This is a genomic window from Stenotrophomonas sp. X (assembly GCF_055721025.1).
Window position 1 is genome coordinate 975,900 of sequence record NZ_CM146756.1, and the last position, 13,368, is coordinate 989,267.

General features: G+C 60.9%; 11 protein-coding genes, 1 tRNA gene and 2 pseudogenes. 6 read left to right on the forward strand and 8 right to left on the reverse strand.

Annotated elements, in window-relative coordinates; translation table 11 throughout:
* Nucleotides 1-19 precede the first annotated feature (19 nt).
* Nucleotides 20-463, reverse strand: a complete 444-nt coding sequence (locus ACZ75I_RS04410) for a GNAT family N-acetyltransferase (protein WP_472958740.1) — start codon at nt 461-463, stop codon at nt 20-22.
* 287 nt (nt 464-750) lie between these two features.
* On the opposite strand from ACZ75I_RS04410, the pseudogene ACZ75I_RS04415 reads away from it, so the two are divergent.
* Nucleotides 751-1,258, forward strand: a pseudogene (locus ACZ75I_RS04415) (phage portal protein); the annotation flags it as partial.
* Nucleotides 1,259-1,346: 88 nt separating this feature from the next.
* Here ACZ75I_RS04415 and ACZ75I_RS04420 read toward each other — a convergent pair.
* Both ACZ75I_RS04420 and ACZ75I_RS04425 read right to left on the reverse strand, forming a co-directional pair.
* Nucleotides 1,347-1,679: a hypothetical protein gene (locus ACZ75I_RS04420; protein ID WP_242894218.1), complete on the reverse strand. Its 333-nt coding sequence runs from the start codon at nt 1,677-1,679 to the stop codon at nt 1,347-1,349.
* A gap of 8 nt (nt 1,680-1,687) precedes the next feature.
* Nucleotides 1,688-2,752, reverse strand: a complete 1,065-nt coding sequence (locus ACZ75I_RS04425) for an RHS repeat-associated core domain-containing protein (RefSeq protein WP_472958741.1) — start codon at nt 2,750-2,752, stop codon at nt 1,688-1,690.
* Nucleotides 2,753-4,059: 1,307 nt separating this feature from the next.
* Here ACZ75I_RS04425 and ACZ75I_RS04430 point away from each other — a divergent pair.
* Both ACZ75I_RS04430 and ACZ75I_RS04435 read left to right on the forward strand, forming a co-directional pair.
* Entirely contained in the window at nt 4,060-5,022 is a 963-nt protein-coding gene (locus ACZ75I_RS04430) for an RHS repeat domain-containing protein (protein ID WP_472958742.1), read from the forward strand.
* Nucleotides 5,022-5,627 carry a hypothetical protein gene (locus tag ACZ75I_RS04435; RefSeq protein WP_472958743.1) on the forward strand — a complete coding sequence of 202 codons (606 nt, stop codon included), beginning with the start codon at nt 5,022-5,024 and terminating at the stop codon, nt 5,625-5,627. The genes ACZ75I_RS04430 and ACZ75I_RS04435 overlap by 1 nt, the downstream gene beginning before the upstream one ends.
* A 228-nt stretch (nt 5,628-5,855) precedes the next feature.
* Here ACZ75I_RS04435 and ACZ75I_RS04440 read toward each other — a convergent pair whose 3' ends face one another.
* Nucleotides 5,856-6,044 carry a hypothetical protein gene (locus tag ACZ75I_RS04440; protein WP_472958744.1) on the reverse strand — a complete coding sequence of 63 codons (189 nt, stop codon included), beginning with the start codon at nt 6,042-6,044 and terminating at the stop codon, nt 5,856-5,858.
* An 851-nt stretch (nt 6,045-6,895) separates the two neighbouring features.
* Between ACZ75I_RS04440 and ACZ75I_RS04445 the strand changes: the two genes are divergently transcribed.
* The gene (locus ACZ75I_RS04445; RefSeq protein ID WP_472958745.1) at nt 6,896-7,783 is read left to right on the forward strand and encodes a S1 family peptidase; all 888 of its coding nucleotides are present in this window, start codon (nt 6,896-6,898) and stop codon (nt 7,781-7,783) included.
* Between the two features lie 484 nt (nt 7,784-8,267).
* On the opposite strand, the gene ACZ75I_RS04450 is transcribed toward ACZ75I_RS04445, so the two are convergent.
* Nucleotides 8,268-8,591: a hypothetical protein gene (locus tag ACZ75I_RS04450; protein WP_472958746.1), complete on the reverse strand. Its 324-nt coding sequence runs from the start codon at nt 8,589-8,591 to the stop codon at nt 8,268-8,270.
* A 110-nt stretch (nt 8,592-8,701) separates the two neighbouring features.
* On the opposite strand from ACZ75I_RS04450, the gene ACZ75I_RS04455 reads away from it, so the two are divergent.
* Nucleotides 8,702-9,040: a helix-turn-helix domain-containing protein gene (locus tag ACZ75I_RS04455; protein WP_472958747.1), complete on the forward strand. Its 339-nt coding sequence runs from the start codon at nt 8,702-8,704 to the stop codon at nt 9,038-9,040.
* A 20-nt stretch (nt 9,041-9,060) separates the two neighbouring features.
* Here the strand turns inward: ACZ75I_RS04455 and mobQ are convergent, their stop codons facing one another.
* The gene (gene mobQ, locus ACZ75I_RS04460) at nt 9,061-10,758 is read right to left on the reverse strand and encodes a MobQ family relaxase (protein ID WP_472958748.1); all 1,698 of its coding nucleotides are present in this window, start codon (nt 10,756-10,758) and stop codon (nt 9,061-9,063) included.
* A 327-nt stretch (nt 10,759-11,085) separates the two neighbouring features.
* On the opposite strand from mobQ, the gene ACZ75I_RS04465 reads away from it, so the two are divergent.
* Nucleotides 11,086-11,508 (forward strand): conjugal transfer protein TraD, encoded by a 423-nt coding sequence (locus tag ACZ75I_RS04465; protein ID WP_472958749.1) that lies wholly within the window; start codon nt 11,086-11,088, stop codon nt 11,506-11,508.
* Between the two features lie 48 nt (nt 11,509-11,556).
* Here the strand turns inward: ACZ75I_RS04465 and ACZ75I_RS04470 are convergent.
* Nucleotides 11,557-13,122, reverse strand: a pseudogene (locus ACZ75I_RS04470) (DUF6538 domain-containing protein).
* Between the two features lie 83 nt (nt 13,123-13,205).
* Nucleotides 13,206-13,298, reverse strand: a tRNA-Ser gene (locus ACZ75I_RS04475).
* Between the last annotated feature and the right edge of the window lie 70 nt (nt 13,299-13,368).

Consider the following 13,368-nt stretch of genomic DNA (forward strand, 5'->3'; position numbering starts at 1 on the left):
TGGCACCGGGGCGGGAGCGCTAGAGCTCCCGCTCCATTTCAACGGCGTCGATCCCGGCGCCATGCCCATCGGGCACGATGCGCGCCACCTGGAAACCCAGGCCGGCATAGAAGCCCTGGGTGTGCTGGCTGGTGCTGAGCGCGATGCGGTCGATCGACGGATCGCTTTCAGCCTGGTGCAGGCGCGCGAGTGCCAGTGTGCGGCCCAGTCCCTGGCGGTGCAGCGCGCGCTGCACCATGCCCCAGCAGAAGCCGGCGCTGCCGTCGCTACGGCGCGAGAGGCCACCACAGGCGACGACGTTTCCATCGCGCTCGATCACCTGGAATGCACAGCCCGTGGCCTGCTCGCGCAGGAAGCGTTCGAAGTCGCTGCGCTCTTCGGGCGCGAAGTAGGTGGGTACGTTGCTGTCGAAAATCGACAGGCAGGCGCTGGCATCGGCGGGGCGGTAGAGGCGGAGATTCATGGGAAATGCCATGGAGTTGCCCGGCTGCATTTCAACCGTCCAGACCTTGGGAGGGGGCGAAGCGTTCCAGGGTACATGGAGCGATGCCGATCCTTTTACAGGTGACTTCTCCCCCACTCGAACGACCGTGCGGAATGCAGGCGCCTGTACCAGGCGGGTGCGTCGGTGGCGGGTAATGGCGAGGCGCATCCGGTCGCGATGGCGTGCAGTGGGGCGCAGTGGCTTCTGGGCTATGCTTTCCACACGTGGGAATGACCGCGCGGCAGGATCCGCCGGCCCCATTCGTCTTGCCGGAGTGGCTGGCCGTAGTCGGCGCTGCTCAACGAATCGGCCAAGTTGTTCCGTCGCAGGTACTACACCAACGGCTCGCACGCCGGGTTCATCCTCTACATGACCGATCCGCAGCCGGAGGGCATGGACGTAGACGCCTTGCAGGAGGCGCTGCGAGACTCGCGTGGGCCGGGCAACTTCCGCAACCTGTTCGTGCATTCGCCCAATGGCAAGAAGGATGGCTTGCAGCTGATCCCGATCAGCGAAGTGGCGGCCAAGGATGAGTTCACCGGCATCAAGCGTGTGACTCGTGATGACATTCTGGCCGCGCTGCGCATCCCCCCGCAGCTGTTGGGTATCGTCCCGCAGAATGCCGGTGGATTCGGCTCGATTCGGGATGCGGCCACCGTGTGGGCGTCGATGGAACTGGCTCCCTTGCAATCGCGCTTGGCCATGGCCAACGAATGGATCGGCGAGGAGGTCATCACTTTTGCCCCCTTCGAAATAGAACGTTCAGCGAGCTAAATGCCTACCCCTGCAGGGGCGAGGTCAAACTACTGCCTCAGTCGAAACAGGGGCGATCCCAGTGCGAGTAGCGGCTGCTGCATCGAACTTAGTTCCAGATCACGATAGTTCCATCTGGACTATTCAACTGCATCGCCTCTGGGCCAGAGTAGCCATCGTCACTTAAGTCGACTGTGAGTGTGACCCCTCTAGAAAACTGCACAACCATTGTCTCGTGATCGAAACGGCAATCCTCCAGCACCAAGCTCAGCGTTGAGCGCGGAGGGTTCTCCGCAATGCCATCGCTAAGGAGGCTGAAAGAGTTGTAGATATGCAACTCCCAGCCATCGTGCGTACCTATCGTGGCCATGCCATGTTCAATCCCCAGTGTCACATTTTTCCCGATCAATGGCCGGAGGGCTTCCGCTTGGTGCTCGATCATGTTCAGGCCTATCTGACTGGGAAGTGAGACTTCGAATTAGGTAGCGTTTTCCCGGAGAGCGGATCTACGCCTTGCTTTCCAGCATTCTCGTACTTGATATAGCCAGCTGGATATCCAGGACTGTTTCCCCTGGGAGGGGTTGGGTCCATCATCCGCATGGTGGCTACTTGCCCATTACTGCCTCCGGCACCCCCAGTAAATGCGACGCCGGTCTGTTTTCCTGCGGGGTTGATGACCGGAGTTGGTCCGCTCGCGCCTGCGGGCACCGGGAATGCTGTTCCGTTCGACGAGACGACATAGCTCGGGCCAGAAGGTGTCGCCGGGGCAGCGGCAGGAGTTGGCGCAGAGGGCGCTGCAGGTGCTGGTGCTGGCAGGGCCAGTGGTTGCGCCGAATTAATGGAGCCAGACATTGCCGATGCAGCAGCAGGCCCAATAACTGGCGTCGCGCGCACAATCGCTGTTGTTACCGCAAGTGCTGCGGGGCCGAACGTATCATATGCAGAGGGTGAGCTCGCCACCGAGTCGGCATGTCTCTCCGCCGCCCGTTCCTGGCGACCATCAGGATCAACGAATCTGTAGGGATTGCCCGCAGCGTATCGATAGCGGTTGACGGCGGAGCCCGGTTTGTCGTTTGGTGAGACGGGATCTACAGAGAGAAAGAGTCCCAGCTGGGGATCGTAGTAGCGCTGCTGCATGTAACTCAGCCCCGTGGCAGCATCGCTCACGTGCCCAGTGTAGCCAGGCCCATCCTTAACCGGTCCGTCCACGACACCCCCGTAGGGCTCATAGTCGTACCGTTTGATCACCTTGCCAGCTTCATCGGTTTCGGCAACGACCGAGCCAAGTGCATCGGTATGGATGTAAGTGACCGTCTGAGCAGTTGCGATTGGCGGCAGTGCCAGGCCCACCAACAGCAGCCAGCAGAGCCAAGCGCCCAAGACGCTCAGCTTGCCAAAATGCGTTCTCATCCCCTTTCGGCGCGCAGACGCGCGGCACGCAATTCCCCCAAGCCGTTCCATCCTTCCAATCCCTTTGAAAGAGCCTTTCGCCAAGACCCCATCGTCATATCTCATATCACAGTCCCCGATGGCTTGACCACCGAAGTCGGCGCCAGGAGCGAGGCGGGCAGGTCTTCGAGGGGGCGTCGCGGCGGGTAGGCTGTAACACCGGTAACACCTGTGTTACACCGTGGCCGGAATCGGCGATGGTGCCGTAACTAATTGATTTAAATTGCATATTAGACTTGCGCAACACCTGCCGCACTTGAAACACCAAAAAGCATCAATGTCGGAAACTGTTGCTGGAATGTGGGTGTCAATCTGAGAGCAGAGATGGCTGAAAAGCACTGCGCTACAAGGCATTCCAAGGAAACTGTTGGCAAATCTGCCAGTGCGATGCTCGCCACACGTTTTCTGTTTCAGACCCTCATTCATAGCCTTCCTGAAACACTGTAAGTAGTGGGAGTTTTCTTCTTGGACACTGTTGGACGCCTTGTTTTCGCTTCTTCCTGGTGTCTGCGAATCTGGCTCCCACTTGGTGGCTGATGCCCCTGCCAGATATCCCTTTGGCGCAGGGTTTCGCAGGTAGTTGGATGCCCTCTCAACGTCATCCATAGCCTTGCTGGGCCTGTTCCTGGCCTTTGTGCAGGTGATGCAGAAAAAGCACCCTATGAAGTGCGCAGGCGTGGCGGGGAGACGAGTGCGCACGCCGGGGTACGCACGGCGCTGGACTGCCTGCGCCCTCCCATCTGCTCAACTGCCTCTCAACTGCTTCTACGGGCCGCTGACGCGCAGCGCGCAGCAGCTCTTGGTGTTGGTCGCTTGCCTGGACGCTCATGCTGCTACGCGCGCTCAGGACCTTGCGCATGCGGCACCTCATTTCGTTACGGCTGTCAGAGGCGGTGGCGAGGGAGCGGCGTGCTTCGCGATGCACGCAGGTCGGTCATCTGAAACTGCTTGCGTGCACTCTCGCGTCCCAGGAATCAACGAATTGACGAAGTATGGGTCGGGGTATGGGGCCACATACGAACCCAAGAAAAAAGCCCCTGAAATCAGGGGCTTAGTTCGTAACTTGGCGGGGAGAGGGGGATCCAGTTGAGACCGACCCAACCCCTTGAACCGCTTGGCATTCACAATTCGGGAGTGTGCCCTGTTTTGTGCCCCGGGCATTGTAGCCGTTCGCTCTGCCGGATGGCACCTTGAGTTCTGTGTCCTACGGCGGCAGTGAATCTTTGAGGGCGTCCAGGTCGGACGGGCTTGTCGAGGTGCGCAGGGAACTCTGATAACGGCCGTGCCATCAGTGGTCCAGCGATACCGGACCAGCCCATTCCTGTGCTATCAATGCAAAGCCTTGCTGGAAGGCTCTTTCAGGGAGTGGAAGGATGCTCAGGTTCGGAGCGGCAGGTGGGGGGCTTACCCACGTCAGGGAATGGAAGAAGTATTTTCGGCAGCTGACGGCCCTAGGTGCTTGGCTTTGCTGTGTGCTGTTGGTGGGGCTGTCCATCGTGCCGCCCGTAAGCGCGCAGACCGTCACTTACATTCATACCGATGCGCTTGGTTCTGTTGTTGCAGAGACCGATGCCAATGGCAAGGTGATCAAGCGCTATGACTATGAGCCCTATGGGGCGGTGGTCGGTGGCCAGGTCACGGATGGGCCTGGATACACAGGACATGTGAGTGATGCGGCTACCGGGCTAAGTTACATGCAGCAGCGGTATATGGATCCGCAGTTGGGTGTCTTCCTGTCCGTAGACCCGGTGACGGCGTATGAGCAGCCTGTGGGGCAGTTCAATCGGTATCGGTATGCGAACGGAAATCCATACAAATTCAAAGATCCGGACGGTCGCATCGTCGAAACCGTGTGGGATGTTGCGAACATAACCTTGGGGGCAACCAGCGCCTACTCAAACTTTAGCGAAGGCAATGTTGGTGCAGGTGTCGTTGATTCGATTGGCGTGGCCGTCGATTCTCTGGCAGCTGCTGTCCCATTTGTGCCAGGCGGCGCCGGGGCAACGATCAAGGCCGTCAGGATGGCCGAGAACGCGGCGCAAGGCGCTCGGGCTGAAAAGGCTGTAGCCCAAGCGCTTGGTGAAAAGGTGGCAGGGCAGCGCGTTACACTGGAAGCATCTACCGGTCAACGAAGCGTGGCGGACATCGTGACGAAGGATAAGGGTGTTGTGGAAGTAAAGAGCGGTGGTGCTCAACTAAGTTCGGGGCAAAAGGCTATCAAGGCTGATGTCGATGCAGGTCGTCCGGTGACGCCTAGGGGAGCGAACGCGGAAAAAGCGGGGCTTGAGCCAGGAAAGCCGACGCAAATGAAGTGCTATGACGTGAAGCGTTGCTGATGAGTGCTACTGGACATTGCGATGCGGCCTTCAAGAAGGCTGTTCTACTCAAGTGCTATGAGGCGCTTGAGGTGGAAGGATTTACGCGCTATCGAATGCAGGATGTGGACTGGCCGATGGAACATGGCTTCCATTGCTGGGTTGGGCTCAATACTGGCTTGGAAAGAGAGTATCTCGATATCAATCCATTCGTCGGCGTTCATGTGGTGCCTATCATGAAACTTTATACCTCCCTTGAGGGGCGGAAGTACAGCCGAAGCACATCCACCTATGCGGTTCACATGGGAGAGCTGGCACCTAAGGAGCAGGCTTTTCGTTTTACTCGGGAAACTGATGTTGCAGCGCAAGCGGCTCGGCTGGCGCGTTTGTATTCGGATGCCGGCTTGTCGTATGCGTTGTCCATCGGCACCTATGAGCGGCTACTTCCCTTGTTGCAAGAACGCGTGCCGATGCTCGGTGCCTATCCGGAACGGGTGGCATCTTGCCTGTATCTGATGGGCCGTAAGGAAGAAGCGAGGTTGTTCGCTGAAGAGTTCTTGCAGGATCATCGAGATTACTTTGAAGGCTTTGCAGTTCCGTTCTTGAGGATTTTGAACGGCCAATGACAGCCAGGTCGGGTCGGGCAAACGCGGGCCGCACGCCTGCATGTCCGACAGAGTGCAATTTGAGGTGCACTGGAGTGAAGCGCCGGGGATGTGCCCTGTATTGTGGGTAGCGCCTTGTAAGCGGTTGCCGCCTCGGGCAGCTGCTGCAAGGATTGAAAAGAAAAGCCCCCACTTGCGCGGGGGCTTTGAAGTGTCGATGCTCCAAACCTGATATAGCCCAAGGCGTTGTCAACCCATCGATCGGCGAGCGAGGCTGCCACGCATTTCCCCCGTTTTCTTGCCTTGCTTAGCGGCATTGGCGGATTTGCGCTTTTTCTTCATGGTTCGGCGCAGGCTCTTGCCGCTTGTGTTGTAACCAGCGGCCTTCAGCAGTTTTTCGGCAGCGCGTGCCGCTGCCAGGCGGGTGAGTTTGTCCATCCCCAGTGTTTAACGCGTTTCGCTGATGCGCAAGCCCGGCGGCGCAGGAGCGCCGCCTCTTGCCTTTACCCTGCAAGGGGAGCCGAGCGGCAGCGAGGCCAGAAGGGCGGCGCAGCCGCCCGTGGTTTGGCTGTTGAGCCCAAGCGCAGCCCGCCCAGCGACGAAGCCCGTGCGCGTGTTTTCCTGGTAGTGTCCCCTCGGCCGCGAAAGGCGCCAACGGCGGTCTTGAGCAACGGGGGGGCGCTGGCAGCGCGCCCCCCTGCGACCCGTTTTGCGGGTCGCAAGGGCACGAGCCCCCCACCCGTGAGGGTCAGGAAAAACGAGATGGTCGGCCCGCGGTTGAAGTGCCTTGCGGCTGCGGGTGTACCGGTGGGATGCGACCCCACGACGGCCCAGCATGGTTCACAGCGTCGCCGCTGCTGCCCCCGGTCCACGCCGCCCACGGTCTGTTGCGGGCGTCTCTCTCGGGCTGCGGCTGAGCCAGCGTTCGCCTACGGTCTCACGTAGACCCAAGTTACGCGGGTGCTTTACTCCTTGCCCGCAGTCCTCGGTTGCCGCGCGTTTGCCCAATGATGGGCTGACCAGCAGAACCGTTTGATGGCTACGAACCATCCCCGCCTAGTGCTGATCACGCAGGCCGTCCAAGCGGGAGTGAAGGGAAGGCGAGAGGGAGGGCTTGCCAGATGGCCGAGGCTTGTTACGCTGACCTCAAGGGGCCATTGCCTGGGCTTGTGTAGCTGCCTTCTACCTTGCTCGCCTCCGCGCCGGTCAAGCTCGGGGGCCATGAATTCAAACTATGGCACCCTTGGCCGTTGTCAAGCCAAGGGTGTCTTTGTATCCAAGGAGGACGCGTGAACCCAGCAACCTACATCTCTATGTCGACGGTCCGGCTACTGTGTGGGAGCAACGGTGTGTCAGTGTCGGTGGGCACCGGATTCTTCTATCTAGTCGAAATTGATACGCCGGAAGGGAAAGGGAGCTTCCCCCTAATTTTCACGAATAAGCATGTCGTAAACGGGCACAACGAGATCCGTATAACTGTGACAACCCGTAGTTCATCGGACGATGTTAGCGAGCTGGTGGTTGCGCCGGGCGATGTGCACCGGACATTCCTCATTCCAAGCTGCCAGCAACGAATAGTGTTCCACCCAGATGCGGACGTCGATCTGTGTGCATTTTATGTCGGCGATGTCTTCGAGGCCGTACAGAACATTGGGTTATTCATTAGGAATACGTTCCTGCACAAGAATTTCCTTGTCCCACATGATGAAAGGAAAAACGTCCGCGCAATCGAGCCCATTATGATGATTGGCTACCCTAACGGACTTTGGGATGAACATAACAATCGCCCGCTGGCGAGGCGAGGAAGCACGGCGTCACATCCATTTTTGAAATGGAATGGACGGCAAGAATTTGTTATTGATGCAGCCTGCTTTCCCGGGTCGAGCGGGTCGCCCGTTTTTCTTTTCGAAGATATAATGTTCAGAACAAAAGATAATTCATACACGCCTGGAACGCGCGCTCAGTTGCTCGGCGTATTGGCCTCAGGACCGCTCTTTACCAACGAGGGCACGCTCGTTCAACGGGACATCCCTACGGCGACGGCAATAGTTCCAGTGGTTCCGTCGATGATGAATTTGGGTAACGTAGTGCATGCGGACGCACTCCAGAAAGTTATTGATTTAGCTTCCGCGGGCACAGTGGAAGGTCGGACCTTTGCGCGGGCCATCAGTGTTTAGGGTTAGTTCCTCCCGCCCTCGGAATTCTGGTCGAGCGAACAACACGGTAGGCGCACCCGCCTAGAACAGGAAAAGCCACGTGAACGGGCAACAGAAACAGCCCTACCACCGCTGCCAGGCCCCGGACTTGCGTGGGATTGGGAAGCACATCGGCAAAGCCAGCGACTAAAAACACTAGCACTTGGGCCGCGATGACCGCAGCCCAAGTCCAAAGGAAGCCCCGCCAGAAGCCCCCGCGGGGAGACCCTGTTCTGCGTGATGGGGGACAGGCTGGCGGTTGATCCACGTCCGTCGTCGGTTGGCCCGGTGGGTGATCCAGAAGAGGAAGGCCAGCACCAGCCAGGTGCCAATGCCTCCCAAGACCGCCAGCCACCCAAATGAGCTTCCGTTCTGGAGCATCTCCAAGCCGCCACCGACGAAGACGAGGCCGGCTCCCCCGAGAAGAACCGACGCGCAACCCACGTTTGCGTAGGAGTTCATGCGGTCAGGGCCTGTGCGCCGTCCAAATGCCATTGGCCTTGCTGAAACGAACCGGCTCGATGATGGGACGCACCAGCTCGGTGCCCGAGATATTCAGGACCACGTCGCCTGCCAAGTCGCAAACGACCCCATCGGCCGGGGCCGCGTCTCGGCAATCCGAAAGCGTGAAGTCCCGATAGCCGGTCACGGTCATCGATCCGCTGGAAACCTGAATGAAAGTGGCCCCGATGGCAGCTTGGGCTTCTTCGACGGACGGCTGATTGCTGCTGCATCCAGAAAGGCTCACAGCAGCAATCACCGATGCGAACACGGTGCGAACGGTCTTCATGATCAATTCCTTGGCTGTCCGCCGGATGGCGGCATCTGCCATATTGGCAGATGCGTGCCTTATCATGCCAGTGCGTGCAGACTAAGGAGCTGATCCGTTGCCCGTCCCCCATGCCCGCTCCGTTGCCCGCAATCTCTGTCTTCGGCCTTCGCCTCCGTGCAGCGCGTCAGGCCGCCGGGTTGTCGCAGGTCGAACTGGGGGCGTTGATCGGCATGAGTGAGAAATCGGCTTCGTCCCGCCTGTCCCGCTACGAACGTGGGGAGCGAGAGCCCGACGGCGAGACCCTAGAAGCACTAAGCAAGGCGCTCGGCGTGCCGCCGGCCTACTTCCACGCCAGCTCGGATGTGTTGGCGGAAGTCATCTTGTTGGTGGCCCGACTGCCCGCTGAGCGGCAGAAAGAGGTGTTGGGCCTCATCAAGGCATACACGGGCGACAGCGTCACACCCTGACAGGACCTGCACTTGCGTTCTTAACGCGGTGCGGACCGTCGAAAGCGCGGGGGCTCCAACCGCGGAGGCAGAAAGCCGGTGCCGGCCCCAGGCTGCTTGCTGGGTGACTGCTCAGTTGTGGGCGACGGCGCCACTGGCGGCCACTGGCCCGGGAACCGGAAGTCCTCGGTGGGGTGCGCCTTGTGGAACGCTTGCAAGAGCCGCTGGCGTTGCCGCTCGGCTTCCTTCGTAGCCTTCTCATGGGCGGCTATAGCGAAGCGCTCGGACTGCTTGGCCATGGCCACCTGGTCCTCGGAGAGCTTGGCCGCGTCCTGCAAGTCGCGCAGGGACTTGGGCGTCCAGCCCAGGCGGTCAGCCAGCTTGCCGGCGCCCTTCAACCCCGCCTGGCCTTTGTCCCGGTAATGGCGCGCATCGTGCCTATCGCGACGGGCCTGTTTGAGCTCGGCGGTGGCTTGGTCCCGCAACACGGTCGCGATCTGGGCTTCGCCTTCGGCGTGCAGGTAGTCTCGGGCCAGGGCACGGGGCAGTGGATCCCGGTGGGCCTGCCCCCAGGCCAATGCCTTGTTCAAGAGGTCAGCCAAATCCTTCTCTAGGGTGGCCAGCCAGGCGTTGGCCACACGCGCCACCTGCTCGCTCTCCTTGGAACCGTTGCCGATCACTCTTGTGTGGACGTGCGGAGCCAGCCGGGGCGCTGCGCCTCCCACCCGATGACCGGCCACCTTGGTGGCGCGCCGGGCCATGGTCGACCCGGTCTGGCGGGAAGCCGGGCGCTGCGCAGTGGGCGGAACGGCGGTCTTTGGTGGGACGGCGGGGATGGTTTGGGCCAGCTTGGCCCGGCCTGCCTCGCTGCGTTCCAAAAAGGCGCGGGCATGCAAAGCCTGCTCGTCCACGTGCTGAAGCCGCCCATCGACGGCAGCTTGGGCTTTGAGTTCGCGGAAGCGGTCGGCCTGGGCTTGGGCGTGATGGGCGTTCTCGGTGCGCACCCGCTGGACGCGTTCGGCGCGGGGGCTGCGTTTGCCCCGACGAGCGGCGGCGGTCGCCGTGCGGCCCACCTTGGGTTCCGGCTGGCGGTCCAACTTGGCGGCGCGGGCAAAGTCCCCCGCGTTGGCGGCCGCCACCTGCTGGTCCAACAGGCTGCGGTGGTCCACGCGTGCGGACAAGCCCGCACGTTCCAGGTGCTGGTTGATGGTACTGGCCACTTTTGCACGAACTTCTTCCACAGCACCGGTTTTGCGGTCGTCCAGTTCACGGGTTTTCGCGCCCAGTCCGGTGGGCTCCATGCGCCGGGTCGTGACGAGGATGTGCACGTGATGGTTGCGCTCGTCCGCGTTCTTGTCCGGCGCGTGAACGGCGAACATGGCCGCAAAGCCAAACCGGCCCACCAGGTGGGCGGTGAGGTCGCGTGCCAAGTCGGCGCGCTGGTCGTCGGTGAGTTCGTGCGGCAACGACACCAGGAACTCCCGCGCCACCACGCTGTTCTTGCGTGTCTCGGCGGCTTCGGCCGCGTTCCAGAGTTGGGCCGGGTCCTGGGCCCACTCGGGGGAACCGGCCGGGGCAAGAATGCCAAAGGCGACCACCCCGTTCTTGCGCGTGTAGTCGTGCCGTTCACCAGTGCGCAGGTCGGTGAGATCCAGACCCGCGCGATAGGCCGCGCCGGCCACGGCGCTGGCGCCCTGGCTTCGACTGACAGTTTTGATTTCGCAACGGTAAATGGCCACGCGGTCCCCAGGGGTTGGAAAGCCCGCCAGCCCCCACTTGTGGGGGCGTCCGGCGGAAGGGGGCAGCGAGTGCGTAAGCGCTCGCGGGGTGTCGGGGGCGAAGCCCCTGACCGCGGGCAAACTCCGAAGGAGTTTGCATAACCGCGCTCTTGTTGTTTTCTTCGGGCGCTTCGCACCCTCTGAAAACCGCAGGAGAACCGGGCTGCTCGCTGCGCTCGCTGGCCCCTGTATCCAGCGTCCCATGCACGCAAAAACTGTCAACTTTTTAGCCAAGATCAAAAGCGGCGCTCGCTGCTTGCTCGCGCTAAATACTGGGGCGGTGCCCCCTTGCCTTCGGCCAACTTTCTGGTTGCATTGGTTATCAAGGCTATTTTTGAGTGTGTCGTGGCAAATGTTGAAAAGCAAAAACTGAAAATCTCCAAGTTGCTGGAGGTGGCTGCAAAGGAGCAGGCCAAACTCCTCCTGGTGGAGCGGCAACAGAAAGAACGGGAGGCCCGCCAAGTGGCCCGGGAAAAAGCCAAGGAGCGCGCCAAGCTGTTCCGTTCGGCGGACGCCCACCGAAAAATCGTGCTAGGCGGATTGACCATCGCCGCTGAAGCAGATGGCTGGGATCCGGCGGAAATCATCGGTGCGTTGCTGGTGATCAGTGAGCGATTGGCTACCCACCCAACTCTGCGATCTCAGCTCCGTGAAAAAGGCATAGCCCACCTCGAAGCGCGTGCGATTGCACGCGATGGTGGGCGTCCGTGAATTCCATCCAAAGGCTCAGCTTGGTTGGTTCAGAGAGATCGAGGCCCGCTATTTGGCTCGGTTGCTGGGCTTGCTGTCGGGCAGTTCGGTCAACAAGGGGCGCAAGGCGTCCAGGCTGAGCCCATAGGCCAGCACCGAAAGGCCGGGGGATTTGCCGGCACCGTGTAGCTTCTCGGTGGCGGTGAACTCCCGGCTGTAAGTCGCATGGTGTTCGTCGTCCAGTTCGTGGCCGACGATTTGGGCCCGCATTTCCGAGGCGACGCCAGCGGTCTGCATCTCCTGGATGACGCTCTTGCGAAGGCTGTGGAAGCCGCGTTTGGCTTTCGGCCAATCAGCCGAAAGCTTGCCCAGGTAATAACCGAACGCTTTAGAAATCCAGTTTCCGGGTCCGTTCTTGGCGTTGGTGGCTGCTTGGTCCGTTCTTGGCGTTGGTGGCTGCTTGCGGGAACAGGCGGGTATCGCCACGGTCCCGCAGCCGCTGCACATAGTCGAGGAAGCCCAGCGTCAGCAGGTCGGCATGGATCGGCACCGCCCGTTTGGAAACCTCGCTTTTAACTCGCTGGTTTTCGCCTTCGTCGGTCACGTGAAGGACGGGCACGCCGTCGGCCTGCGCCACGTCCGTCAGCAGCAGTTGCCCGACTTCACTGGCCCTGCCGCCGGTGTAGAGGCCCAGCAGTGCAGCCCAACGTGCGCCGGGGGAAAGCCTAACGAAGTGCACTGGGGCGAAGAGCACTTGGGCCTGGGACACCGTGAAGGCACGGAAGCCCAGCTTTTTCCGTTGGCGTTTTTCTTTCGCCGTGTAACGCACGTGGCCTTTGGCCGGGTTGTCCACGGCAGGGTAGTGGCCGGACTTGGTGGCCCAGTCAAAGAAGCCGCCCACGCCGCCGAGGTAGGACTGTTTGTTGTAGACGGAGGGGGGCTGTTGCCCTTGTCGCGCAGGTGTTGATAAAAGCGAGCCATGTCCGGCCGGCCGATGGTGTGCACCTGACGGCTGCTGCCGATGTAGTCCACCAGCATGTTGATGGCTGTGCCTTTGATGGTGAGGGTCTTGGGCGTGGTGGATCCCTCAAGGCTTTTCAGCCATGCGTCGCGAGCCTTGGCTACGGAAATGGCTTCCGCCACGGGGCTGGGCGGAGAAGGCATACGCGCCGATGCCGGTGCCGGATTGGGGGCCGGGGGCTCGTAGCCGTCCAACATGGCCATGAGTGGATCCTTTTCATACAGCGCCGCCAACTCGGCCTGTCGACCGCGTGGGGCGGTAGCCTGACGATAGAGCTGGACGTCATCGTCATTGTCCATCTGCCAACGCTCGACGATGGTGCCGTCGGCGAGTTGCGTGCGCTCCAACGTCAGTTCTGGCAATCGGCCCTTGCGCAGTTGTGCAACCAGCGCATCTACGTCTTCCTTGCTCATCCCCATTTCCTGCATGGCGGTGAAAACCGCAGCATAGCGGGCGGATAGGGCCAACGCTGCTACCCGAGCGGGCAGCAGATCCATGCCCAGCGAGCGTTTCAGGAAGGTCCGCCCCACCTTGGCCCTCAAAGGGGAAGGAACGCGAATGCGGAAGACGTAACGGCCGGAGGCGGCCTGCATTAGGTAGTGAGGAAGTGCCATCGGAGTTGTGACCCGATTTGTGCCCTGCCTGCGATTTCTCCGCCAACAAAAAAGCCCCTGTAAAACAGGGGCTTGGATGCATTTGGCGGAGAGAGGGGGATTCGAACCCCCGAAGCGCGGTTTAGACGCTTACACACTTTCCAGGCGTGCTCCTTCAACCACTCGGACACCTCTCCGGATCCCTGCCATCGGCAAACGCCTCAGCAGGGGCGCAGATTCTAGCGGGCGGCGCGGCCGGACACAAGC

Excerpts from the sequence above, each read along its gene's own strand:
- ACZ75I_RS04410 (WP_472958740.1), bottom strand. The coding sequence starts at position 463 with ATGAATCTCCGCCTCTACCGCCCCGCCGATGCCAGCGCCTGCCTGTCG.
- ACZ75I_RS04420 (WP_242894218.1), bottom strand. The coding sequence starts at position 1,679 with ATGATCGAGCACCAAGCGGAAGCCCTCCGGCCATTGATCGGGAAAAAT.
- ACZ75I_RS04425 (WP_472958741.1), bottom strand. The coding sequence starts at position 2,752 with ATGAGATATGACGATGGGGTCTTGGCGAAAGGCTCTTTCAAAGGGATT.
- ACZ75I_RS04430 (WP_472958742.1), top strand. The coding sequence starts at position 4,060 with ATGCTCAGGTTCGGAGCGGCAGGTGGGGGGCTTACCCACGTCAGGGAA.
- ACZ75I_RS04435 (WP_472958743.1), top strand. The coding sequence starts at position 5,022 with ATGAGTGCTACTGGACATTGCGATGCGGCCTTCAAGAAGGCTGTTCTA.
- ACZ75I_RS04440 (WP_472958744.1), bottom strand. The coding sequence starts at position 6,044 with ATGGACAAACTCACCCGCCTGGCAGCGGCACGCGCTGCCGAAAAACTG.
- ACZ75I_RS04450 (WP_472958746.1), bottom strand. The coding sequence starts at position 8,591 with ATGAAGACCGTTCGCACCGTGTTCGCATCGGTGATTGCTGCTGTGAGC.
- ACZ75I_RS04455 (WP_472958747.1), top strand. The coding sequence starts at position 8,702 with ATGCCCGCTCCGTTGCCCGCAATCTCTGTCTTCGGCCTTCGCCTCCGT.